21 protein-coding genes are annotated in these 20959 nt (G+C 67.7%); 9 read left to right on the top strand and 12 right to left on the bottom strand.

Annotation, left to right across the window (positions count from 1 at the left end):
- Positions 1 to 15: 15 nt before the first annotated feature.
- The 7 genes from MFF01_RS03455 to MFF01_RS03425 all read right to left on the bottom strand — a co-directional run bounded on the left by MFF01_RS03455 (position 16) and on the right by MFF01_RS03425 (position 7321).
- Positions 16 to 1467 (bottom strand): TadA family conjugal transfer-associated ATPase, encoded by a 1452-nt coding sequence (locus MFF01_RS03455; protein ID WP_238222037.1) that lies wholly within the window; start codon positions 1465 to 1467, stop codon positions 16 to 18.
- 33 nt (positions 1468 to 1500) lie between these two features.
- On the bottom strand, positions 1501 to 2745 hold the full coding sequence (locus tag MFF01_RS03450) for a CpaE/TadZ family protein (RefSeq protein ID WP_238222035.1): 1245 nt from the start codon (positions 2743 to 2745) through the stop codon (positions 1501 to 1503).
- 189 nt (positions 2746 to 2934) lie between these two features.
- Positions 2935 to 3663 carry a CpaD family pilus assembly protein gene (locus tag MFF01_RS03445; RefSeq protein WP_238222033.1) on the bottom strand — a complete coding sequence of 243 codons (729 nt, stop codon included), beginning with the start codon at positions 3661 to 3663 and terminating at the stop codon, positions 2935 to 2937.
- A 126-nt stretch (positions 3664 to 3789) separates the two neighbouring features.
- On the bottom strand, positions 3790 to 5316 hold the full coding sequence (locus MFF01_RS03440; protein WP_238222031.1) for a type II and III secretion system protein family protein: 1527 nt from the start codon (positions 5314 to 5316) through the stop codon (positions 3790 to 3792).
- 35 nt (positions 5317 to 5351) lie between these two features.
- Positions 5352 to 6155, bottom strand: coding sequence for a Flp pilus assembly protein CpaB (cpaB, locus tag MFF01_RS03435; protein ID WP_238222029.1), 804 nt, complete (start codon positions 6153 to 6155; stop codon positions 5352 to 5354).
- Positions 6156 to 6503: 348 nt separating this feature from the next.
- A complete protein-coding gene (locus tag MFF01_RS03430) occupies positions 6504 to 7022 on the bottom strand; it encodes an A24 family peptidase (RefSeq protein WP_238222027.1) in 519 nt (172 codons plus the stop codon).
- 131 nt (positions 7023 to 7153) lie between these two features.
- The gene (locus MFF01_RS03425) at positions 7154 to 7321 is read right to left on the bottom strand and encodes a Flp family type IVb pilin (protein ID WP_238222025.1); all 168 of its coding nucleotides are present in this window, start codon (positions 7319 to 7321) and stop codon (positions 7154 to 7156) included.
- Between the two features lie 414 nt (positions 7322 to 7735).
- On the opposite strand from MFF01_RS03425, the gene MFF01_RS03420 reads away from it, so the two are divergent.
- The 7 genes from MFF01_RS03420 to MFF01_RS03390 all read left to right on the top strand — a co-directional run bounded on the left by MFF01_RS03420 (position 7736) and on the right by MFF01_RS03390 (position 12640).
- Positions 7736 to 8179 (top strand): pilus assembly protein N-terminal domain-containing protein, encoded by a 444-nt coding sequence (locus MFF01_RS03420; protein ID WP_373319618.1) that lies wholly within the window; start codon positions 7736 to 7738, stop codon positions 8177 to 8179.
- A gap of 214 nt (positions 8180 to 8393) precedes the next feature.
- Positions 8394 to 9080 (top strand): 50S ribosomal protein L25/general stress protein Ctc, encoded by a 687-nt coding sequence (locus tag MFF01_RS03415; protein ID WP_238222021.1) that lies wholly within the window; start codon positions 8394 to 8396, stop codon positions 9078 to 9080.
- 103 nt (positions 9081 to 9183) lie between these two features.
- Complete coding sequence (gene pth, locus MFF01_RS03410; RefSeq protein WP_238222019.1) at positions 9184 to 9807, top strand: aminoacyl-tRNA hydrolase; 624 nt, start codon at positions 9184 to 9186, stop codon at positions 9805 to 9807.
- Between the two features lie 46 nt (positions 9808 to 9853).
- Positions 9854 to 10087 (top strand): hypothetical protein, encoded by a 234-nt coding sequence (locus MFF01_RS03405; RefSeq protein WP_238222009.1) that lies wholly within the window; start codon positions 9854 to 9856, stop codon positions 10085 to 10087.
- Entirely contained in the window at positions 10077 to 10526 is a 450-nt protein-coding gene (locus MFF01_RS03400; RefSeq protein WP_238222008.1) for a PIN domain-containing protein, read from the top strand. Before MFF01_RS03405 ends, MFF01_RS03400 begins: the two co-directional genes overlap by 11 nt.
- Before the next feature lie 12 nt (positions 10527 to 10538).
- Positions 10539 to 11636: a redox-regulated ATPase YchF gene (gene ychF / locus MFF01_RS03395; protein ID WP_238222006.1), complete on the top strand. Its 1098-nt coding sequence runs from the start codon at positions 10539 to 10541 to the stop codon at positions 11634 to 11636.
- An 8-nt stretch (positions 11637 to 11644) separates the two neighbouring features.
- Complete coding sequence (locus tag MFF01_RS03390; protein ID WP_238221997.1) at positions 11645 to 12640, top strand: MaoC family dehydratase; 996 nt, start codon at positions 11645 to 11647, stop codon at positions 12638 to 12640.
- Positions 12641 to 12659: 19 nt separating this feature from the next.
- On the opposite strand, the gene mtnA is transcribed toward MFF01_RS03390, so the two are convergent.
- From mtnA to trmD, 4 genes are all read right to left on the bottom strand, one after another.
- A complete protein-coding gene (gene mtnA / locus MFF01_RS03385) occupies positions 12660 to 13757 on the bottom strand; it encodes an S-methyl-5-thioribose-1-phosphate isomerase (protein WP_238221988.1) in 1098 nt (365 codons plus the stop codon).
- Positions 13758 to 13903: 146 nt separating this feature from the next.
- Positions 13904 to 15496, bottom strand: coding sequence for a phosphoglycerate dehydrogenase (gene serA, locus MFF01_RS03380; RefSeq protein ID WP_238221978.1), 1593 nt, complete (start codon positions 15494 to 15496; stop codon positions 13904 to 13906).
- A gap of 227 nt (positions 15497 to 15723) precedes the next feature.
- Entirely contained in the window at positions 15724 to 16890 is a 1167-nt protein-coding gene (locus MFF01_RS03375) for a phosphoserine transaminase (RefSeq protein WP_238221976.1), read from the bottom strand.
- 145 nt (positions 16891 to 17035) lie between these two features.
- On the bottom strand, positions 17036 to 17788 hold the full coding sequence (trmD, locus tag MFF01_RS03370; protein WP_238221975.1) for a tRNA (guanosine(37)-N1)-methyltransferase TrmD: 753 nt from the start codon (positions 17786 to 17788) through the stop codon (positions 17036 to 17038).
- Positions 17789 to 17869: 81 nt separating this feature from the next.
- On the opposite strand from trmD, the gene MFF01_RS03365 reads away from it, so the two are divergent.
- Together MFF01_RS03365 and MFF01_RS03360 are read left to right on the top strand one after the other, a co-directional pair.
- A complete protein-coding gene (locus tag MFF01_RS03365) occupies positions 17870 to 18613 on the top strand; it encodes a methyltransferase domain-containing protein (RefSeq protein WP_238221973.1) in 744 nt (247 codons plus the stop codon).
- A gap of 92 nt (positions 18614 to 18705) precedes the next feature.
- A complete protein-coding gene (locus MFF01_RS03360) occupies positions 18706 to 19494 on the top strand; it encodes a bestrophin-like domain (protein WP_238221971.1) in 789 nt (262 codons plus the stop codon).
- A gap of 102 nt (positions 19495 to 19596) precedes the next feature.
- Here the strand turns inward: MFF01_RS03360 and MFF01_RS03355 are convergent, their stop codons facing one another.
- The gene (locus MFF01_RS03355; RefSeq protein WP_238221968.1) at positions 19597 to 20871 is read right to left on the bottom strand and encodes an NAD(P)/FAD-dependent oxidoreductase; all 1275 of its coding nucleotides are present in this window, start codon (positions 20869 to 20871) and stop codon (positions 19597 to 19599) included.
- Positions 20872 to 20959: the final 88 nt, after the last annotated feature.

Raw genomic sequence — 20959 nt, 5'->3', positions numbered from 1 at the left:
TGGCGCGCACGGCGCTCATTGATCCCGCTCCAGAGTCTTGGCCGCCGCGTCGAGGGCCATGGCGAGGGCTTGCTCCTCCCCGTAATAGCGCGCCCGCTCCCAGAATTTGGGGCGTCCGATCCCGGTGGAGCGGTGGTGCCCGACGATTTTGCCGTTCGCGTCCTCCCCGAGGATGTCGTAGAGGAACAGGTCCTGGGTGATGATCACGTCGCCTTCCATGCCCAGAACTTCGGTGATGTGGGTGATGCGCCGCGAACCATCGCGCAGGCGGGTCGCCTGGACGATGACGTCGATGGAGCCGCAGATCATCTCGCGCAGGGTCCGCGACGGCAGGGTGAAGCCGCCCATGGTGATCATCGATTCGAGGCGACTCAGGGCCTCGCGCGGTGAATTCGCGTGCAGGGTCCCCATGGAGCCGTCGTGGCCGGTGTTCATGGCCTGGAGGAGATCGAACGCCTCCGCGCCGCGCACCTCGCCGACGATGATCCGTTCGGGACGCATGCGCAGGCAGTTCTTCACGAGATCGCGCATGGTGATCTGGCCCGAGCCCTCCATGTTGGGCGGCCGGGTCTCGAGACGCACCACGTGGGCCTGCTGCAGTTGCAGTTCTGCCGCGTCCTCGCAGGTAACGATGCGTTCGTCGTGATCGATGAAGGCGGTGAGGCAGTTCAGCAGCGTGGTCTTGCCCGAGCCCGTACCACCCGAGATCACCACGTTGCAGCGCACCCGGCCGATGATCTGCAGGACGCGGGCGCCTTCCGGCGAGATCGCCCCGAAGCCGACGAGCTGATCGAGGGTGAGCTTGTCCTTACGGAACTTGCGGATCGTCAGGATCGGCCCGTCCAGGGCGAGGGGCGGCGCGATGATGTTGACGCGTGAGCCGTCCGGCAGGCGCGCGTCGCAGATCGGTGAGGCTTCGTCGACGCGCCGGCCGACCTGGCTGACGATGCGCTGGCAGATGTTCATCAGCTGCTGGTTGTCGCGGAACCGCACGCCTGTGAGCTGAATCTTGCCGCCGACTTCGATGAAGGCCCGATTGGCGCCGTTGACCATGATGTCGGTGATGTCGTCGCGCATCAGGAGCGGTTCCAGGGGACCGTAGCCCAGAACGTCGTTGCCGATATCGTCGAGCAGCTCCTCCTGCTCGTTGATGGACAGGACGATGTTCTTGAGGCCGATGATCTCCGAGACGATGTCGCGGATTTCCTCGCGGGCGGATTCCGCGTCGAGACGGGCGAGCTGCGCCAGATCGATGGCCTCGATCAGCGCTCCGAAGATCATGCTCTTGGTGCGGAAGTAGTCCTCGGACTTCGCCGGCGCCTCCACGGGCTGACCGGGTTTCGGCACCTCGACGCGCATGCGGGCCATCGGCTCCTGATGCACGGGATAGGATGCCTGCGCGGGCTGGACGAAGGGCGGCAGGGGAGCGGCCTGCGCGGCGGCTGCGCCGTTTCTCCTACCGAACATGGCGCGCGCCTCCGGCCGGGCGGGACCGGCGCATCACGAAGCCTTGCGGCGCTGGAGGCGCGCCAGAAGCGGTTCCAGCAGGTTGGGGCGGGCGCGTCGCGTCTCGGGGCGCCCGATGAGGGTGGCGGCGATGGTCGAGAAGATGTCCGTGGCCTTCGCTCCCGCCTGCACTTCGGCGATCATCTGGCCGTTGTTCGCCGCCGTGCCGAACAGGTTCGCATCGAACGGCAGACTCGCGGTGATCGGCGTGTCGAGGGCCTTGGCGAATTCCGCGGCGCTGATCTCCGGCCGCTTCGCCATGCCGACCCCGTTGAGGACGACACGGGCCCGATGGTCGTTGGGCCGGGTCTGCTGCAACACGGAGAGCATGTTCTTGGTGTTGCGCAGGGAGGCGAGTTCGGGCGCGCTCACGATCAGGATTTCGTCGGCTGAAACGAGGAGGCGCTTCGACCAGGCGGTCCAGACATGCGGAACGTCGAGAACGATGCATGGGACGGCGCTGCGCAGAAGGTCGATCACCGTATCGAGGGCCTGTTCGCTGAGGTCGATCGTCCGGTCGAGGGTGGCCGGCGCGGCAAGCAGCGTGAGATTGTCGCTGCATTTCGACAGCAGGCGGTCGAGGAGGTTCGCGTCCAGGCGTTCGGGCGAGAACACCGCCTCGGCGATACCCTGGGGCGGGTCCTGGTTGAAGTTCAGGCTCGCGGTGCCGAAGGCGATGTCGAGGTCGGCGATGACCGTTGCGGTATCCTGCTCGCGGGCGATGGTCCAGGCGAGGTTGTGGGCGAGCGTCGAGGCGCCGACGCCGCCCTTCGCGCCCACCACCGCGATGGTGCGGCCGATGGGTTTGGCCCCCGGAGACGAGAACAGGTCCGAGACCGCTTGGATCAGCGCGATGGGTTCGATGGGGGCCATGAGGTACTCGCTCACCCCGCGCTGGATGAACTGGCGGTAGAGCAAGACGTCGTTGACGTGGCCGATGACGATGACCTTGGTGCCCGGATCGCAGACGTCGGCGAGGGCATCGAGGCATTCGATGGGACGCGATTTGGCCCCCTGCGTTTCGATGACGATGACGTTGGGGGTCGGCGCGTGCCGATAGGCTTCGACGGCAGCCGCACCTCCGCCCATCTGCACCTTCACGTGCGTTTTCTGCATGCGCCGGTCGCCGGCGGCGGCCTCGATCACCGCCGCCGTGTCCTGGGTCTCGCAGAAGGCCTGGATCGTGATCCGCGGCACCGGGGCGATGATCCGCTCGGGTGTCTGGTTCAGGTCCGCCATGACGATTGTTTCCGGTTCAGGTTGCCTCGGGGGGCGCTTTTGGGGCGGGATTTCGTTCGCAGACCGCGGGGTTTCGGTCCGGTCTCCGCCCGATCGAGGCGGTCGCCGGACACCCAGGTCCCGCGGCACCTGAGTGAAGTCCGAATTCGCCCGGTCCGAACGGATCGCGCGGATTCGGCATGGGAGAGGTTAGTCGTTCACCTGGGACTTCACGCTGGTCTTCCCATCTTGGCGCCAGGGAATTGACGGATCATTTCCGTTGCGGATTTTCTCGATGTTTCTCGTGCGGCGGATGGTGTCGATCCGCCCTTCCGAACGACCGCGCACGAGGTCGACGGGATCGGCCACCTGGGCGGCGATGTTCGACTGCGTCGAGCAGCCGAAATTCCAGTAGGGCTCGTTTCGTCCGCTGAAGGTGGGATCGCCGGCACCGAGGTCCTGCGGCCACGATCCGCAAGGGCCGGTGACCTTGGCCTCCATCCGCTGAAAGCTCAGGCGCAGGGGGGCGGCAAGACCCGGATGTCCGACGGCGTAGGTCGTGACCACGAGCTGGCCCGGCTCGACCCCGGCCTGCGCGCTCATCCGGCGGATCATCTCTCCGGTGCGCTCCACGGCGGTTCCCAGGGCGGGCGCGACCCCCCGCGGCATGTCGAGGAGCAGCGTGCCGCGGCCATAGCGGCGGAACTCGAGTAGGAATCCGTCGATGTCGCTGGCCTGGCGCGGGTCGATGTGGCCCGTACCGGTGACGAAGACGTCGAGGCTGCGGCTGGCGTCCGTGAGGGCGATGGGGTGACGGGCGCGGTAATCATATGGGTAGAGCGAGCCCGTCGTTGCCGGGGCGCGGCTCTGGCAGGCGCCGAGAAGCCCCGCCAGGGCGGCGAGCGCGACCAGGGTCCGGAGGTGGGGGGAGGGGGGCATGGCGGGGATCCTGACGGAGGTCCTGGCGGAACGGTGTCTCACGGGCGGGGCGGCCGAAGTGTCTCGCGAAACGCCCGTGGCGCCGAAGGCGAGAACCGGCTGTGGTCGGGAGTTTCGTGGGGTACCCTAATCGGTGATGAAACCGACGCGCCCTCGGTAGGTCGGTCCGAGAGGGCTGGCGCCGGCGACGCCGTAGAGGCGGTTCAGGCGACCGAGCAGGATGCCCTGCGCATCCTGGGCATCCACGAAACCGTCGTCGGGCCGGGTGGCTTGGCGCGCCTCCATGGGCTTCGCGATGTAAGGCGTGACCATGATCATGAGCTCCGTTTCCTGGCGCTGGTAGTCGCGCGACCGGAACAGGGCGCCGATGATCGGCAGATTGAGCAGGCCCGGCAGGCCGTTGATCGCGGCCTTGCTCTTCTGCTGGATGAGGCCCGCCGTCATCATCGTGGCGCCCGAAGCCAGCTCGACCGTGGTCTCGGACTTGCGGACGGTCAGGCCTGGAACCGCCGAGGTCGTGTCGCCGCTGACGAAGGTGTACGAATTCTGCGGATCGATTTCGCTCACAGACGTGCCGACGCGCACGGAAATGCGGTTCTCGCTGAGAACCACTGGCGTGAAGTGGAGGCTGACGCCGTAGGGCTTGAAGCTGATGCCGACGACGCAGGTCGGCTGGGTTCCCGCGACGGTGCTCGGCGTGCAGGTCTGGCTCGCCGGGACCGGCAATTCGCCGCCGGCCGTGAAGTTCGCCGACTCGCCCGAGATCGCCGTGAGCGTCGGCTCGGCCAGCACGCGCGAAACGCCCGCCTGCTCGAACGCCCGCAGGGTCGCCGTGATGCTGGCGCCCCCCGTCCCGTTGATCGTGCCCGCGAGCTGGTTTCCGCTCGGGAACTGCCCTCCCGACAAGGTCAGGGGCGTGATGTTGGCGAGGTTCAGCCCAGACCAGCTGCCGCTCACGTTGATCCCGAACTGCTTGAGCACCGTGCGGGCGACTTCCACCACGGTGACGCGCAGCATCACCTGGTCGCGGTCCCGGATGGTGATGTTGTTGATGACCGTGCCCCGCGTCGTTCCCCCGCCGGCCGCGGCTCCCAAAGTCGCGCCGCCGGACCCGCCCGAACCGGACTGGCCGACGAACGCGTTGGCGATATCGATGGCCTGGGAAGCCTCCGACGCCGAATTGACGCTGCCCGACAAGATGATCGAGGACCCCGCCGTGCGGATGTCGAACCGCCCGCCGCTGATGCTCTGGGTCAGGATCTGCCGCAGGGCTCCGAGCTGAAGGTCCCGTGCCACGGTGACGTCGAGGGCGGTGATCTGACGGCCTGCCCCGTCCATGATGAAGATCGAGGTCGCACCGTCCTCCATGCCGATGACGAACACCTTTCGGGTGGAGCGCACCACGGCGTTGGCGACCTTCGGATTGGCGACGAACACCTCCTTGGCGTCGCGCGGCAGGTCGATGACGATGGAGCGGCCCATGGTCAGCTCGATCTTGCGCGAGATTGCGGCCTCGTTCGTGCCGACTTCGAGGACGGGGGCCGGGGCGAGATCGGGTGTGGGGCGGCCCATCGCGGGGCCGGCGAAGAGGCAACCTGCCAGGACCGCGAGGGTGGGTAGGCGAACGATCTCGTTCCGGCGTCGGTTGGTCATCAGGGCAATTCCTGTCATCGCGTTCGCCGAGGCCTTCAGTGCCGCGATTGTTGTTTGGACACGCCGAAGCGGACGATCGTCATGCCTGAATCCGCGCGCGCCTCCGGCGCCGCGTCCGCGGTGCGGCCCATATCGGCGAGGCTGCGCAGGGAGAGAGAGATCTGACCCACCTTCTGGGCGTGGGTGACGATCTCTGCTTGAGCCGGCGTGAGGGCGAGGGTCGCCGTCTCGCCGGTGACGACGTTGCTGCCGTTGCGCTCTTGGATGATCTGGCCCACGGCGAGCACGCGGATATCCGTGAGAACCGTCTCGGAGACCTGGGTTTCGGTCCCGCCCGCCTGCGTGGCCTCCTCGTCGCGGGAGGTTCGGATGAGGTCGACGTGATCGTTGGGCAGAATGAATCCGCCGGCGGAGCTCGAACCGCGTGAATCGGTGACGATGGCGACGGCGCGCATACCGGCGGGCAGGATCGCGGCCATGAACCCACCATCGGACCGCGCGAGTTTCTGCGGCCGGATCGGTTCGCCGAGGAGGAAGCCGGAGCGAACGATGGAGCCGGTGATGTCCTCCAGCCCCTTGGGCTGGGCGGTGCGCGTGATGTATCCGGATGCGATGGCCTGGTCGGGCCAGGGCTGCCAGCGCAGGTCCGCCGCCTGGATGCTCTGGCCCAGAGGTAGCTCCGCCGCCGCCACGAGGACATCGGTGGTCGGGAGGACCGGCGGCGGGGACGCAGCCGTCATCACGGGCTCTGGAGGCTTGTCTTCACCGCTCATCAAAAAGGCGGCGAGGCCACCGGTAACGAGGGCGATGGCAAGGACGGCGAGGCGTGCGGGTTTCATCACCGGGGTGGACCTGTCGGACGGCTCAGTGCCGAACCGGATTAGGTTGCCCCCGGAATCCTCAAGTTAGGGTTAATGCTTTCTATCGGGATCCGCCGCCCCTCGGTGTCGACGGAACCTATTCAAAGCGCGGCCTTGCCTCGCCGCAGAGCCCTCGAGAGGCGGCATCGCTTCGTTCCAGTCGCGCGCTCGGGGACGATGTGGCCCTCTCGAACCGGTGCGGATTTCAAGTTTCGCATGCATGCGAGACCAGATCGCCCCGATTCCGGCGGCCCGTGACGCCGCGCCGGGCCTACGGACTGTGCAACTGGGCGACGCGCAAGAAGATCGTGGATGAGACCGTGACGGTCAGAGTCCGAGTGCGCGCGACCAGATCGCCGTCTCGGGGAGGATCATGACCGCCGCAAAGGCGAGGGCGATCCCGTAGGGCACACCCGTCCCCTTATCGTGCAGATGCAGTAGGAACGGCATCCGCGACAGGGACGGCCCGACGAAGACCGGCAGCGGCTGTGAGCGCAGGGCCAGAATCGCCATGGTGAGAAAACCACCAGCGATCGCCGCCAGGGTCAGATAGTCGAGGAGGTTGTCGAAGCCGAGCCAGAGGGCCGTGCCGGCGGCGAGCTTGGCGTCTCCTCCGCCGATATGCCCGAGGGCGAAGAGGGTGAAGGTCACGGCCAACACGAGGAGCCCGGCCCCGGCATGCAGAGCGACGTCGTGCCACCCCAGGCCGAACGCGACGGCGAATCCGGCGAAGCCCGCGACGAGGGCAACGGTGATCCGATTCGGGATCAGCATCGTGAGGAGATCGTTGACGGCGGCGTAAACCATCAGGAACGGAAAGACGATGAGAACGCTTGCAGCGCCCATGGTGAGTCTTCCAAGTTGAGATCGAGGTTGGCAAAATGAAAGAAGGCGCGATCTTGACTGCGCGCCTTCATTGGGCTGACCTTGGTCAGCCGATCCGATCACCGGCGCCGGCGGGCGCCGAAACGTTTTAATTACTGCGTGAGGTTGTTGCCGACCTTCGTGAAGGTGCCAGTGATCTTGGTGGAGAGGGTGTTCAGCGCAGCGATGATGGCGACGGCGATGAGCGACGCGATCAGGCCGTACTCGATGGCGGTGGCGCCGGACTCGTCGGAGGCAAAGCGCTTGAAAATGTTCGTCATAATCCAGAATCCTTTAGGTTCGACCAGGAAAAAATCGAGTGCCGTCAGAGCTCGTCACATGTCGTCCGGCGACAACGCCAATTTGCTCTTGCCGCCTTGCAATTCAGTTAAACGGACTGCCGAAACACGGCCTCATTTGATGCAGCCTGCGCTATGGTAAAAGTAGCGTGATGGTGATCCCTGGTGGTACTCGGGTGGTGCGCCGTCGCGTCCGAATTCCGTCTTCAGAATGTCTCGCTCTGGCCTCGATGGAGCTTGCCAATACGTTTAGGCGACCGTTTACCAATATCGTGTTGAGTTGCGTGCGATCGGCGGTCGTCTCGTTTCCGACGGGGCCCGTCCAGAGACACGAGTGATCCGCCCATGGACGACCGGCCCCCGACTTCCCGGCGCGACGCCGCCCGACTGCTGGCCATGCTCCTTGCCGCATGCCTCATCGGTGCGATCGTCACGCCTCGTCCGGGCATGGCCGAAGTCCCCGTTATCGTGGCAGTCACCGTGGACAACGCGAAGGTGATACGCCTGCCCGAGAAGACCCAGATGGTGATCGTCGGCAATCCGATCATCGCCGACGTTTCCCTGCAGAAGAACGGCGTCGTGGTCCTCACGGGCAAGAGCTTCGGCTCGACAAACCTCATCGCCCTGGATCGGGGTGGCAACATGCTGGCGGAGTCGACCATTCGAGTTCAGGCTCCCGAGGCCGCCGTCATCACGGTGCAGCGGGGCCTGGACCGTGAATCGTATTCCTGCACCCCGAACTGCCAGCCCTCGGTCCAGCTCGGCGACTCAACGAAATATTTTGGGGAGGTCAGCGGCCAAGCAGAATCCCGTCGTTCTATGGCGGTGGGTGGCAAGTAGGATTGCACTCGGCGTCTCGCCGGACCGCGGCGACCGTCGCCCTGATCTTACGATCCCGCGCCGGCTTGCTGCCGGTGTCGCTTGCGGCTATAGGCAAATCGCGCCCGCCAGACACCCTTGGAGGCACGGGCGCGCATCGGGGTTCGGTGTGGCCGTCCGTTTCGGGCGGCTTTCCTCGTTTCCCGACTTGTCTCAACATTTGAAGGATCACGCCATGAGCGCAGTCAAGACGCTTGAGGCCGTGGCACGCGACCGGGTCGGCAAGGGGGCCGCCCGGGCCGTTCGTCGCCAGGGCCAAGTTCCCGCCGTCATCTACGGCGGCGGCCAGGCCCCGCAGGCCATCGCCATCGATCTCATCCGCACCCGCACTCTGATCTACGCCGGCGGTTTCAAGACCACGCTGTTCGAGATCAACGCCGGCGGCAAGAAGACCCGCGCGATCCCGCGCGACTTCCAGCTCGATCCGGTGAACGGCGTGCCGCTGCATGTCGACTTCCTGCGCGTCGTCGCCGGCCAGTCGATCACCGTCGAGGTGCCGGTGCATTTCGTGAACGACGAGGCGGCCCCCGGCATCAAGCAGAAGGGCGGCACCCTCAACGTCGTGCTCCACACTCTGGCTCTCGAAGTCGCCCCCGACGCGATTCCCGAGGCTATCGAGGTGGACCTCACTGGCCGCCAGATCGGCGACGCCATCCACATCAACGACGTGAAGCTGCCCGCGGGTGCCACCTTCACGGGTGAGCCGGACGCCACCGTCGCCAACATCGTGCCGCCGACGGTGCTCGGTGCCGAGGTGGAGGCCGAGGAGGCCGCCATCGCTGAGGCCCAGTCGGCCGAAGCCGCCGAGGAAGCGGCTGCCGAGGAGGCCGAGGCCGCCGAAGACGAGAAGAAGGAGGACTGAGACCTGGGGTCTTCCCCGGTTTCATGATCCCACGGATGCCCTGGCCCCTCGGCCAGGGCATTCCTGTTTTCAGGCTCATCTCTCGACAGGATATGAACGCGCCATGCGCCTGATCGTCGGCCTCGGTAATCCTGGCGCCCGCTACGCTCGCAACCGCCACAACATCGGCTTCCTCGCCGTGGACGAGATCGCGCGCGTCCACCGTGCCAGCCCGTGGCGCAAGAAGTTCCAGGGTGAGATCGCCGAGGTGGCGCTCGGCGCCGAGCGTGCCATCCTGCTGAAACCCCAGACTTTCATGAACGAGTCCGGCCGTTCCGTCTCGGAGGCGCAGCGTTTTTATAAGATCGCCCTCGCGGACGTGATCGTGCTGCACGACGAACTCGATCTCGCCCCGGCCAAGCTCCGCGTGAAGCTCGGGGGCGGCAATGCCGGCCACAACGGTCTGCGCTCGATCACGGCGCAGTGCGGCAACGACTATCGTCGGGTCCGCCTCGGCATCGGTCATCCGGGCGACAAGGCCCTCGTCCATGCCTACGTGCTCAACGACTTTGGAAAGAGCGAAGAACCCTGGGTCAACGACCTCGACCGCGCCGTGGCCGACCACATCGCCCTCCTGGCAGCGGGCGAGGACGCGAGCTTTCAGAACAAGGTCCACCTCGCCATGGCGGGCCGCGGCTGGGACGACGTGAAGGGCGTCGGCGAACGGGCCGGCTCGGGCAAGAATTGACACGAAAACACGAGGACACGATATCGGAGGCGATCCGGAGGCGGCGATGAAGAACGTGACCGTGACCATGAGCGAGGCGCTGCTGCAGCGTGCACGGGTTGCGGCCGCGCGGGATGGAAAGAGCCTGTCGAAATTCGTCGCCGAGGCGGTAGAGCAGCGGGTCGGCCGATCGCTCACGCAGCGCGAGGCGCTCGATATCTTCCTGGGCGGGCCCCCGCTCCATGTGCTGGACGAGAACGGCAAGGCCCCGACGACGACGCAGCTTTACGATGACGAATGATCTGGTTTTCGTTGATACGAACGTCCTTCTTTATGCCCGCGACGATCGGTACCCCGAGAAGCAGAGAACGGCTGCGCATTGGCTCGCGACGCTTGCGGAACGCGAAGCTCTGATCGTCAGCCCCCAGATTCTCGGCGAGTTTCACAACGCGGCCCTACGCGGAAAGGTCGTTGTGGACGAGGGAGAGTTGCGGCGCATGATCGCTGCGCTTCAGCTCTTCTCACATGGCGCCACCGATCTCGAACTCATCGCGCAGGCGTGGAGGATCCGGCAGGAGACCGCTTTTCAATGGTGGGACTGCGTGATCCTCGCCGCCGCGATCCGAGCCGGGTGCCGCTACCTCCTGTCGGAGGATTACCAACACGGCAGGACGGTCCGCGGGACGACCATCCTCAACCCTTTCACCGTCGGCCCCGAGGCCGTCATGACCGAACATTAGGACACCGATCCCATGGGCTTCAAATGCGGCATCGTCGGCCTGCCGAACGTCGGTAAGTCGACCCTCTTCAACGCGCTGACGCAGACGGCGGCCGCGCAGGCGGCGAACTATCCATTCTGCACCATCGAGCCGAATGTCGGCGAGGTGGCGGTGCCCGATCCGCGCCTCGATGATCTCGCCCGCATCGCGACCTCGAAGGAGATCATCCCGACGCGGCTCACCTTCGTGGACATCGCCGGCCTCGTGCGTGGCGCCTCGAAGGGGGAGGGGCTCGGCAACCAGTTCCTCGCCAACATCCGCGAGGTCGACGCCATCGCGCATGTGGTGCGGTGTTTCACCGACGGCGACGTGACTCACGTGGAGGGCAAGGTCGATCCGGCGGCCGACATCGAGACCATCGAGACCGAGCTCATGCTCGCCGACCTCGACAGCCTGGAAAAGCGCCTTTTCGCCCTGGAGAAGAAGGCCAAGGGCGCCGACAAGGAAGCCAAGGAGGCCCTCGACCTCGTGAACCGTGCCCTGCCGCTCCTGCGCGAGGGCAAGCCAGCCCGCCTCGTGCAGCGCAAGCCTGAAGAGGAGGCGCTGTTCCAGACGCTGGGCCTGATGACCGCGAAACCCGTCCTCTACGTCTGCAACGTCGACGAGGGTGATGCCGACAAGGGCAACGCCTATTCCGAGGCGGTGATGGCGCGGGCCAAGGCCGAGGGCGCGAGTGCCGTCGTGGTATCGGCCAAGATCGAGAGCGAGATCGCCGTGATGCCGCCGGCCGACCAGGGCGACTTCCTCGAGGCCGTGGGCCTCGTCGAGCCCGGCCTCAACCGCGTGATCCGCGCCGGCTACGGACTGCTTGGTCTCATCACCTACTTCACCGTCGGTCCGAAGGAGGCCCGCGCCTGGACCATCGAGAAGGGCACCCGCGCCCCCGCCGCCGCCGGAGTGATCCATACGGACTTCGAGAAGGGCTTCATCCGCGCCGAGACCATCGCGTTCAACGACTACGTCACCCTGAAGGGCGAGAGCGGCGCCAAGGAAGCCGGCAAGTTCCGTCTGGAGGGCAAGGAGTACGTGGTTCAGGACGGCGACGTGCTGCATTTCCGCTTCGCCAACTGAGCGCCGCCATGACCGGCATCGTCTTCGAGGACTTCATCCCCGGCGCCGTCATCGAGGGCGGGCCGATCATCGTGACGCGCGACGAACTCGTGGCGTTCGCGAGGGAGTTCGATCCGCAGCCGTTCCACCTCGACGAGGCGGCGGCGGAGGCGACCTTCGTGGGCCAGCTCATCGGTTCGGGCTGGCAGAGCGCCGGCTTCGGCATGCGGCTCCTGCAGAAACACGTCTTTCGCGGCGCGACCTCCATGGGCTCGCCCGGCATCCTGCAGCTGCGCTGGCTGCGCCCGGTCCTGCCGGGCGATGCGCTCCGCATCGTTGTCACCGTCGACAGCTGCCGGGCCTCGAACACGAAGCCGGATCGCGGCTTTGTGCGCTTCGACCTCACCCTGCGCAACGGCCGCGACGAGACGGTGATGACCCAGGCGTTCACCGTGATGTTCGCTCGCAGGGGGGCCACGCCGCTGCCGCCGCGCGTCGTCAACCCCGTGGAGCCGGAGGCCCCCGTGGAGGGTACCGACGCCGAGCGCCTCGATTTCCTCGCGGATGCGCCCATCGGCGCCATCCGCGATCTCGGACGCCACCTGTTCACGCCCGAGGCCATCGTGGCCTTCGCCAAGACCTATGATCCGCAGGCCTTCCACCTCGATCGGCAAGCGGCGCGACAGACACATTTCGGCGCACTCTGCGCCTCGGGCTGGCACACGGCCGCCGCCTGGATGAAGCGCCTGCACATCACCCGCGCCCGCGACATGGCCCTCACCGCGCAATCAGGCCCGGTGCCGCAGCTCGGGCCCTCGCCGGGGTTCCGCGACATGCGCTGGCTCGCCCCCGTCTATGCCGGCGACACCCTGCGCTATGGCTGCACACTCACCGACAAGCGCCAGTCCGCCTCCCGTCCCGGATGGGGCCTCGCCACCCACCACAACACGGCGGTGAACCAGCACGGCACCAAGGTGTTCGAGTTCACGGGGTCGGTGTTTTGGCAGTGGGAGCCGAGCGCCTGAGGCGAGGGCGCTCTCCCGGTCAGGCCGCCGCCCGCCGCTCCGGATACAGCGAGAGCAGTCCGTCCGCGCTCGCCGTCGCGACGCCGCGCTCGGTGATGATCCCCGTGACCAGCCGGGCCGGGGTCACGTCGAACGCCGGATTGGCGACGGGGCTTCCCGGGGACACGACCTCGATGGTGGCGAAGGCGCCGTCGGGCAGGCGACCCGTGAGGTGCGAGACCTCGCGGCCGTCGCGCTCCTCGATGGGGATCTGAGCGACGCCGTCGTCGAGGGTCCAGTCGATGGTCGAGAAGGGGAGGGCGGCGTAGAACGGCACCCGGTTGTCGGAGGCCGCCAGCGCCTTCAGGTAGGTGCCGATCTTGTTGCAGACGTCGCCCGAGGCCGTGGTGCGGTCCGAGCCGACGATGCAGACGTCGATGCGGCCGTGCTGCATGAGATGGCCGCCGGCATTGTCGGCGATCACCGTGTGCGGCACGCCGTGGGCGTTGAGTTCGAAGGCAGTCAGCGCCGCGCCCTGGTTGCGCGGCCTGGTCTCGTCCACGAAGACGTGGACCGGCACGCCGGCATCGTGGGCGACATAGATGGGCGCCAGCGCCGTGCCCCAATCGACGGTGGCGAGCCAGCCGGCGTTGCAATGGGTCAGCACGTTCACGGTGCGGCCGGTCCTGGCGTGGAGGTTGGACAGGATCCTGGCGCCGTGCACGCCGATGGCGTGGCAGCTCTCCACATCCTCCTCGGCGATGCGGCCGGCCTCGGCGAAGGCGAAGGCGGCGCGCTCCGGAATCGGCACCGTGCGGAGCTTGGCCGCCACCCGGTCGAGGGCCCAGCGTAGGTTGATCGCCGTGGGGCGGGTCTCAGCGAGGAACTCCACCGCCCGCTCGATGCCCGCATCCGACGCGTCCTTGGCGAGGCCGAGGGCCAGGCCGTAGGCCGCCGCGACCCCGATAAGGGGTGCGCCGCGCACCACCATGGTGCGGATGGCGACGGCGGCGTCGTGCATGGAGCGCAAGCGCTTCAGCTCGAACGCGAAGGGCAGGCGGGTCTGGTCGATGACCTGCACGGAGACGCCGTCGGCATCGGGAAAGATGGTGCGGTAGGGCTGGCCGTCGATCTTCATGAAGCGCGTCCGAGCGGTGAGGGCCGGGGGATGCCGAGCCTTACGTCAGAAGGAGCCTCGGAGGCCAGCCGAACCGCGTGAGATGTTCTGTGATCGGATGCGGCGACGCCCGGGATCACCGAGCGCCGCCATTTTCCCAAGTGCCTTCAAAAACTCACCGCCCGGACTCGGCGCACCTGCGGGATCGCGTCGATCTGCTTCAGCACCGCGTCCGAGACCGGGGCGTCCACGGCGCAGAGGCAGATGGCGCTGCCGCCTTCCTCCTCGCGGCCGAGGTTGAATGTCGCGACGTTGACGCCCGCATCGCCCAGGATGCTGCCGAGGCGGCCGATGAAACCCGGCTTGTCGTGGTTGCGCACGTAGAGCATCTGGGGCGCGAAGGCCGCGTCGATGGCGATGGAGCGGATCTCGATCACGCGGGGCTTGCCGTCGTGGAACACCGTGCCGGCGGCGTCGCGCGGCATGTCCTCGGCGATGACCGTGATGCGGATGACCGATTCGAAGTCCGTGACGGCGCCCTCGCGCTTGATCTCGTCCACCACGATGCCGCGCTCGCGCGCGAGTGCGGGAGCCGAGACCATGTTGATGTCCTGCAGGAACGGCCGCAGGACGCCGGTGATCGCCGCCGAGGTGAGCGCACGGGTGTTCATCGCGGCCACCGCGCCCTCGTAGGTGATGCGGATGCCCTTGATCGGCGCCTCCGTGAGCTGTCCGAGGAACGAGCCGAGTTTCTCGGCGAGCGCCACGAAGGGTTTCAGGCGCGGCGCCTCGTCGGCCGAGATCGAGGGGAAGTTGATGGCGTTGGTGATCGCCCCCTGGAGGAGATAGTCGGACATCTGCTCGGCCACCTGCAGGGCGACGTTCTCCTGCGCCTCGTTGGTGGAGGCGCCGAGATGCGGCGTGCAGATCACGTTCGGATGCCCGAACAGCGGGTTCTCCGTGGCCGGCTCGGTGACGAACACGTCCAGCGCCGCACCTGCGACGTGGCCCGAATCGAGGGCGGCGCGCAGGGCGACTTCGTCGACGAGGCCGCCGCGCGCGCAATTGATGATGCGCACGCCCCGCTTGGTCTTGGCCAAGGCCTCGGCCGAGAGGATGTTGCGGGTCTTGTCGGTCATCGGCACGTGGAGGGTGATGATGTCGGCCCGCGCCAGGAGCGCGTCGAGCTCCACTTTCTCGACGCCGAGTTCCACGGCGCGCTCCGGCGACAGATAGGGGTCGTAGGCCACGACCTTGATCTTCAGGCCGATGGCCCGGTCGGCCACGATGGCGCCGATGTTGCCGCAACCGATGACGCCAAGCGTCTTGGCCGTCAGCTCGACGCCCATGAAGCGGTTCTTCTCCCACTTGCCGGCCTGCGTCGAAGCGTCGGCCTGGGGCAGCTGCCGGGCGAGGGCGAACATCAGCGCGATGGCGTGCTCGGCCGTGGTGATGGAATTGCCGAACGGCGTGTTCATCACGATGATGCCCCGCGCCGTGGCGGCCGGGACGTCGACGTTGTCGACGCCGATGCCGGCCCGGCCGATCACCCTGAGGCGGCCCGCCTCGGCGATGACCTTGCTCGTGACCTTGGAGGCCGACCGGATCGCGAGGCCGTCGTAATGGCCGACGATGGCCGCGAAGGCCGCCTTGTCCTTGCCGAGATCGGGGATGAAATCGACGTCGATGCCGCGATCGCGAAAGATCTGCACGGCTGCGTCGGAGAGGGCGTCGGAAATAAGCACCTTGGGAGCAGCCATGATGGCCTCCGGGTTCTAAGGAAAAGGGGTTTTGGGGGGAGGCGCAACGCGTCCTCCCTCTCGCTTTCGCAGGCGACCGTTTTCACGCAGGGCGAGGGCAGCGCGGGGCGCCTCTCCTACAAGGAGAGGGAGCCTGTCGCGCCCAACGCAACCGTTTCGCGGTTTCGAGTTATGACTCTGTATGTGTCGGTCCGGCCCCCCCTCCCGCACGGGGAAGGGGGGTGACGCTACGCAGCCTGCGCGAGCTTCGCCTTCTCGGCGGCATACGCCCAGTCGAGCCACGGCATCAGGGCTTCGAGGTCGGACGTCTCCACCGTGCCGCCGCACCAGATGCGCAGGCCCGCAGGGGCGTCGCGATAGGCGCCGATGTCGTAGGCGATCCCCTCGCGATCGAGGGCGTCGGCGATGCCCTTGGCCACGGCCTCGACGGCCTTGTCGCCCTTTGCCAGCACGTCGGGATCGGTGATTACGAGGCACACGCCGGTGTTGGAGTAGGTGCCGGCATCCACGGCGAGGTGGCCGATCCAGGGCGTGCGCGCCACCCAGTCGTGCACCACCCTGGCGTTGGCGTCGGCGCGGGCATGGAGCGCGTCGAGGCCGCCGATGTTCTTGGCCCAAGTCAGGGTGTCGAGGTAATCTTCCACCGCCAGCATGGAGGGCGTGTTGATGGTGTCGCCCTTGAAGATGCCCTCGATGAGCTTGCCGTCCTTGGCCATGCGGAACACCTTCGGCACGGGCCAGGCCGGGACATTGCCCTCGATGCGCGCTACGGCGCGGGGCGAAAGCACGATCATGCCGTGCGCGGCCTCGCCGCCCATGACCTTCTGCCAGGAGAAGGTCACGACATCGAGCTTATCCCAGGCGAGCGGCATGGCGAAGGCGGCCGAGGTCGCGTCGCAGATGGTGACGCCCTCGCGGTCGGCCGCGATCCAGTCACCATTCGGCACGCGCACGCCGGCGGCGGTGCCGTTCCAGGTGAAGATCACGTCGTTGTGCTGGGTGTCGACGGCCGAGAGGTCCGGCAGGATGCCGTAATCGCCGACATGCACCTTCGGAGCGATCTTGAGTTCCTTGAGGGCGTCCGTGACCCATTCGAGGCCGAACGCTTCCCAGGCCACGACCTCGACGGTCTTCGGCCCGAGCATCGACCACATGGCCATCTCGACGGCGCCGGTGTCGGAGGCGGGGACAATGCCGATGCGGTAATCCGCCGGGACCTGCAGCACCTCACGGGTGAGGTCGATGGCCTGCTTCAGCTTGGCTTTGCCAAGGGTCGAACGGTGCGAGCGCCCGAGGGCGGCGCCTTCGAGGGCCTGGAGACTCCAGCCGGGGCGCTTGGTGCAGGGTCCGGACGAGAAATTCGGCACGCGGGGGCGCGTGTTGGGTCGGCTCATGATGGTCATCCTTCCAGATGAAAGCTCCTCGTTGGGGAGGAGTGTCCCACCTACAGGGATGAACCTCGGCCGTGGTCGAGGCAAGTTTCTTTTTGTGAAGGGTGGATGATTTCGGCTGAACGCCGTTTGAAACGGCCTTCGGGGATCAGTCCCGCGTGTCGCGACGGGCAATCCCATCGGGGCTCGGGGAGCGGAGGTCGGAATCCGCGAGCAGGTCCGGCCGGCGCTCGCGGGTGAGCCGCAGGGATTCCGCCGCCCGCCAGTGCGCGATGGCCCCGTGGTTGCCGCCCGTGAGAACGTCCGGAATGGTCTGCCCCTCCCATTCGCGGGGCCGGGTGTAATGCGGATATTCGAGGCGCCCGCCCTCGAAGCTCTCGTCCTGTCCGGACGCTTCCTTGCCCATGACGCCGGGAAGCAACCGCACGCAGGCGTCGAGGAGGGTCAGGGCCGCGATCTCGCCCCCCGACAGCACGTAGTCGCCGACGGAGACCTCCTCCAGGCCGCGTCCGGCGATGACGCGCTCGTCCACGCCCTCGAACCGGCCGCAGACGATGACAAGGCCGGGGCCCTCGCTCAAGGCGCGCACCCGTCTCTGGCTGAGCGGCCGGCCACGCGGGCTCATGAGGAGGCGCGGGCGCGGATCGTCGGGCGCTGCCGCGGCGTCGATGGCCGCCGCCAACACGTCGCAGCGCAGGACCATGCCGGCGCCGCCCCCGGCCGGTGTGTCGTCGACGGCGCGGTGGCGACCGAGGCCGTGTTCGCGGATCGAACGGGTTTCGAGGGACCAGGTACCCCGCACCAGGGCATCGCCCGAGAGGGAGAGGCCGAGGGGGCCGGGGAACATCTCGGGATAGAGGGTGAGGAGGGTGGCGCGCCACGGCGAGCTGTACTGGGTCATGCCGTTCCATGGCGCGGGCCGGGCCGATCGGTCAACGCGGATGGAAGGGCGCGTTTACGCGGTGGCGATATAGGTCATGTCATGATCCGGTTTCTCAGCCTCGCCGCCGTCCTCATCGCCTCGCCGGCCTTGGCGCAGGAGCCTCCCGGGCCGCCGGGTGCCCCCGCTTCCGCATTCCCGGATCCCGACCGGCCGGTGGCGGAGATCATCGCGCCCCTCTGGGCCTCCGAAGCCGAACGGGATGCCATCGACGAAGTCGGTCAGGTGATTCGTCTGATGGACATCCGGCCCGGTCAGACCGTGGCTGATATCGGCGCGGGCAGCGGCTATTACACTGTGCGTCTGGCCGAGCGGGTCGGCCCGGAGGGCCACGTCTTCGCCGAGGACGTGACGCCGCTCTATCTCGCCGGCCTGGAGCGCCGGGTGCGCAAGGCGAAGCTCGCCCAGGTCACGGTGGTGCGCGGCGAGCCGCACGACCCCCGGCTGCCGGCGGCGTCCCTCGATGCCGCGGTTCTCGTCCACATGTATCACGAGATCGCCCAGCCGTTCGGCCTACTCCACAACCTCGCGGCCATGATGAAGCCCGGCGGCCGAGTCGGCATCGTCGATGCCGATACGATTCCCTCGCGCCACGGCACGCCCCTGCCTCTCCTGCGCTGCGAACTCGCGGTCATGGGTTACCACGAGATCGGCGTCACGGTGCTGCACGGCGGATCCGGCTACCTCGCCGTGTTCGAGGCCCCCGCCGTCGCGGCCCGGCCCGAGCCGGCGACGGTCCGGTCCTGCCCCGATACGGTGACGCGGGCCGCTCCGAAGGGCCGCTGAGGCCGATTACGCCGCCTTTGCCGCCGTCGTTTCACCCTTCGGTAGCGGGGCGCTCCTAAGCTTACGCTCACTGGCGCGATAGGAGTTGCGGCGTGATCCTCGGTGTCTGGCTCGACTGTCCGGTCTCGCTGATCTTCACCAGCCTCGGTGGCGTCTTCGCCGGGGCGGTCGCCCTCCTCGTCCTCCTGACCAACCTACCCTGGACGCGGCCCGGCATGCTGCGCCTCGGCACCGGCGTAGTGCCGACCTACTTCACCGCAATCTCGGTGCTGCTGGCCCTGCTGACGGGGTTCGTCGCCAACGACGCGTGGGAGCGCCAGCGGCAGGCGGCGCGGGTGGTGCAGAACGAGCGCTCGAATCTCCTCGCTGTCCATGATCTCAGTGTCGCCACGGTGTCGGACATGAGCGAGATCCGCGCCGCGCTCCTGGCCTACACTGACGCCCTCGTGACCGACGAGTGGCCCAAGATGACGGACGGGCTGTCCTCGCCCGTCGCGGGCGCTGCCCTGGCGCAGTTGATGGCGGTGGCGGCCGACCCGAAGCATGTCGTCTCGGGCCAGGCCGCCCACGCCCTCCTGCTCGACGCGGTGATGAGTCTGCGCACGGCCCGGGGCGAGCGGCTGGCGCTCAGCGATGCGCAGGGCGATCAATCGAAATGGTTGACTCTCATGGTGCTGGCGGGGCTCACCCTCGTCGCCATCGGTCTCGTGCATCTCGAGCGTCCCGTGGCGCAGGTGACGACGCTCATGCTGTTCGCCATCGCCATGGTGACGACCCTGGGCGTCGTGGCCCTTCACGAGCGCCCCTTCGACGGCCCTCTGGCCATGAGCCCGGCCCCCATTGAACGCGCGAAGGCGGTCATGGTCGAGGGGCGGAGCTAGGCGACCGCAAGCGACCGGTTGGCGGAGCGCCGACTGTCTCCGTGTGGATTTGCGGAATTCGCCTTCGCTCACGCGGCGCCCGGGCTCGGAGACCCGTTTCTTTCAGAGGAAGCGGCGCGGATCGAACGGGGCCAGGGGAATTTCGGGCGGCGTGCCGCTGACGAGCTGGGCGACGAGACGTCCAGTACGGGCCGAGCCGACGAGGCCGACATGGCCGTGGCCGAAGGCGTAGATCACGTCGGTGGTCTTGCGCGCCGTGCCGATGCAGGGGCGACCGTCCGGCATGCTTGGGCGATGCCCGAGCCACACGCGGGGCGTCTCGGCCGACACCGTTCCGGCCAGCCCCGGGAACATCGAGACGAGGTGATCGCGCAGGATCTCCGCGCGCTTCCAGTTCGGCACGGCCGCCAGCCCCGCGAACTCGACCTGCCCGGCGGCCCGCAGACCCCCGTTCATGTGGTTGACGATCATCTTGGCGTCGGAGGCCATCATGGGGGTGCGGGGGCCGACCTCCGCGTCGGGGATCATGACATGGTAGCCGCGCTCGCTCTCCAGGGGGAGCGGATCGCCGAGCGAAGCGGTCAGGGCCTTCGAGCGGGCGCCGGCCGCCACCACGGCGCGATCGCAGGCGATCTCGCCGTCTTCCGTCGTCACCGCCGTCAGGCGTCCCGCCTCGACGCGAAAACCCGTCGCCCGGGTCGTCCTGTAGGCGGCGCCCCGTGCGCGGGCGAGGTCGGCCAGCGCCGCGACGTAGCCGCCGGGATCGCGGCAATGCCCCGCTTCCTCGACCACGAGGCCGAAGGTGTAGCGCGGATGGAGATGGGGTTCGCGCTGACGGACTTCATCGGCCGAGAGTTCGAGCCATTCGACGCCGACCGTACGGCGGATCGCCCAGGACCGGGCGTCGCCCTCGAAGGCCGCCCGGTCGGGATAGACGTGCAGGACGCCCCGGCGTTCGATCAGGTCCGATACGCCGGCCTCTGCGGCAAGGCCGGCGTGGAGCTTCGGTGCGTCGCTGAGCAAGGTCCGCATGGCCCGGGCCGTCCGCTCGATCAGCACCGGCGTCCGGGCGGCGAGGAGGAATCGGATCAGCCAGGGCATGACCTTCGGCAGGTAGCTCCAGCGGATCGAGAGCGGACCGAGCGAGTCGAGGAGGAACCCCGGCACCTTCCGCCACATTCCGGGCTCGGCCGGCGGAATGACGGAATGCGAGGAGAGCCAGCCGGCATTGCCGTAGCTGGTGGCGTGCTCACCGCCCGGTGGAGCCGGATCCACCACGGTGACGCGATGCCCCTGCCGCAGGCACTCGAGAGCGCTCACCGTCCCGACGGCGCCGGAGCCGATGATGACGACGTGCCGACTTGCTCCTGCGGACATCCGCTGCCTTGTTCGGGGGAATGGATCGTCGCTCGGGCGAGCCGCCACTGACGGGCGGTGCATCGAACGTGCCGGGGGGAGCGAGACC

It is taken from the genome of Methylobacterium adhaesivum (assembly GCF_022179065.1).
Taxonomy (GTDB): domain Bacteria; phylum Pseudomonadota; class Alphaproteobacteria; order Rhizobiales; family Beijerinckiaceae; genus Methylobacterium; species Methylobacterium adhaesivum.
The sequence above is the reverse complement of the archived record's forward strand: the minus strand, read 5'-3'. Positions and strand labels throughout refer to the sequence as shown.